The sequence below is a fragment of the Thiorhodococcus minor genome (assembly GCF_010820565.1).
Taxonomy (GTDB): Bacteria; Pseudomonadota; Gammaproteobacteria; order Chromatiales; family Chromatiaceae; genus Thiorhodococcus; species Thiorhodococcus minor.
Window position 1 is genome coordinate 1 of sequence record NZ_JAAIJQ010000212.1, and the last position, 2,274, is coordinate 2,274.

The 2,274-nt window shown below is 63.9% G+C and carries 3 protein-coding genes; 2 read left to right on the forward strand and 1 reads right to left on the reverse strand.

Annotated features, from left to right (window positions below; translation table 11 throughout):
- The first annotated feature begins 126 nt into the window (after positions 1 to 126).
- Positions 127 to 399 carry a hypothetical protein gene (locus G3446_RS26365; protein ID WP_164456628.1) on the forward strand — a complete coding sequence of 91 codons (273 nt, stop codon included), beginning with the start codon at positions 127 to 129 and terminating at the stop codon, positions 397 to 399.
- Positions 396 to 1,514, forward strand: coding sequence for an IS21 family transposase (gene istA / locus G3446_RS26370; RefSeq protein ID WP_245232818.1), 1,119 nt, complete (start codon positions 396 to 398; stop codon positions 1,512 to 1,514). Before G3446_RS26365 ends, istA begins: the two co-directional genes overlap by 4 nt.
- Before the next feature lie 19 nt (positions 1,515 to 1,533).
- On the opposite strand, the gene G3446_RS26375 is transcribed toward istA, so the two are convergent.
- Positions 1,534 to 2,157 carry a hypothetical protein gene (locus tag G3446_RS26375; RefSeq protein WP_245232819.1) on the reverse strand — a complete coding sequence of 208 codons (624 nt, stop codon included), beginning with the start codon at positions 2,155 to 2,157 and terminating at the stop codon, positions 1,534 to 1,536.
- Between the last annotated feature and the right edge of the window lie 117 nt (positions 2,158 to 2,274).

Genomic DNA, 2,274 nt, shown 5'->3' on the forward strand with positions numbered 1-2,274 from the left:
GGGCAGCAGGGGAAGCTCGACGGTGCCTGGCATGGCGGTTTGACAGTCTCGTATTTATTTATCGATTCAAGCCAGGACTATAACACCATTTCAGCGAGTTAATGGGCGTATGTCAGGAGTTCTGCGGTGGCCGATGCCGAGGGGCTGGGCGACTACGGCGAGCGCGCCTTGGCCGCGCGCCTCGGCTGGTCCGAGGACCAGGTCCGTGCGGCGCGCGCCGAGCTGGTGCGTGCCGACTTGATCGCCTTCCAGGCGCCGTTGTATCAGGTGTTGTCGCTGGATCGGGCGACAGCCACGGCTTCAGTGGGCGAGTCCGCGTTGCCGGCGCCCTCGCCGAAGACGCGCGCGGCCGGCGAGTTGCGCACGCTGCGCGCGATCCTGCGCGAGGTGGCGCCATGATCGACTACCAGACCTACTGCGCCATCCACGACCATCAGACCCAGCGCGGTCTCAACGCCGCGCAGATCGCCGAGGCGTTGGACCTCGATGCGCCCACGGTCACTACCTGGTTGGCCGAGCCGCGCTATCGGCCACGCCAGAACCGTGCGCGCACGAGCAAGCTCGATCCCCATAAGGCCACCATCCACCGCTGGCTGGAGGCGCACCGCTACAGCGTCCAGCAGATCTTTCAGCGCCTGCGCGAGCAGGAGAGCTACCGCGGCGGGATCAGCATCGTCAAGGACTACGTGCGCACGGTGCGTCCACCGCGCACCCCGGCGTTCTTGACCCTCGCCTTTGGCCCCGGCGAATGCGCCCAGGTCGACTGGGGCGCGTGGGAGGCGGTGCCCGTGGGTGAGACCCGCCGGCGCTTGTCGCTGTTCGTGATGGCGCTCTGCTACAGCCGGATGCTCTATGTCGAATTCACCTTGAGCCAGACGATGGACCAGTTCCTCGCCTGCCATCACAACGCCTTCGCCTTCTTTGGCAACCGCGTCCCCGAGAAGATGATGGTCGACAATCTCAAATCGGCCGTGCTGCGCCACACCCGTGGCGAGGCGCCGGCGCTCAACCCGCGCTATGTCGACTTCGCCCAGCACTACGGGTTCCGTGTCATCGCCTGCAACCCGGGCAAGGGCAATGAGAAGGGGCCTGTGGAATCGGGGGTCGGCTATGTGAAGAAGAATTTCCTCAACGGCCTAGACATCACGGACTTCAGCGCCGTGAATCCGGCCGCCCGGGTGTGGATGGACACCATCGCCAACGTGCGCACCCAGGGCGAGACCCATCAGCGTCCCGTCGATCGATTCGCCGAGGAGCGTTCGGTGCTGCACGCCGGGCCAGAGCAGCCCTATGACGTCGCTCAGGTGGTGCAGGTGCGTGCCTCGCCGAGCTTTCGGGTGCGCTGGGACACCAATCGGTATTCGGTGCCGGCGGAATACGCCGGGCAACTGCTGACGCTGAAGGTGTATCCAGAGCGCCTCTGTGTGTATGACCACGAGACGCTCATCGCGCGTCATCCGCGCTGTTGGGATCGCCACCAGGATTTCGAGCTCCCCGAGACGACAGGTCGGTGAAACCTCACTCTTGGGTGGATCACAAGGCCACTCCATGACCCGCCGCAACCATGAACATCAGCATTGGAATCGAGAGCACGGCATTGATCCGCGCCACGGTGGCGATGGTCTTCCTGGCCCTGGCAAGATCCGTCTCGCCTTCCGTTTTCACCATCCCCATGACCTTCTTCTGATTCGGCCAGAGCACGAGCCAGACGTTGATCAAAAGAATGGTCCCCAGCCAGACGCCGATGCCCATGGGCAGCCCGTACGCCGTGTCGCCGCCGCGACTCAGCCCCAGGGTGAAGGCGGCGAGCAGCTGGTCGGTGCGGACCAGATACCAGCCGCCGGTCAACCAGGTGGCCAGTGCCGCCCAGCGGAACCAGAGCAGCGCCCTGGGCAGGATGTACTTGCCGATCGCGGCCGGCCCCGGTCCGCCCTGATCGGCGGTGGCCGCCGCAATCGCCGGCATCTGGACGAAGTTGAAGAAGTAGAGCAGCCCGACCCAGATGATGCCGGCGACGATGTGCGCCCAGCGCAGAAGGGCCAGATCATTGAGCTCCAGCAATCCGTGACCGCTGAAGAGATTGACGATCATGGCGAGCAGGACCGAGAGGAGCAGACCGGCGACCCAAACACCTTTGATCGAATTCAATGGGTTCATGACAAGACTCCGCGTTTCAACGATTTCCGGAAAAGATCCTGGCTCTCCCGGATTTCGGGGGGTCTAGCGATTCATTTTAAAACAAGCATTTAGTGGCGATTTGGGCGTACACGCAGA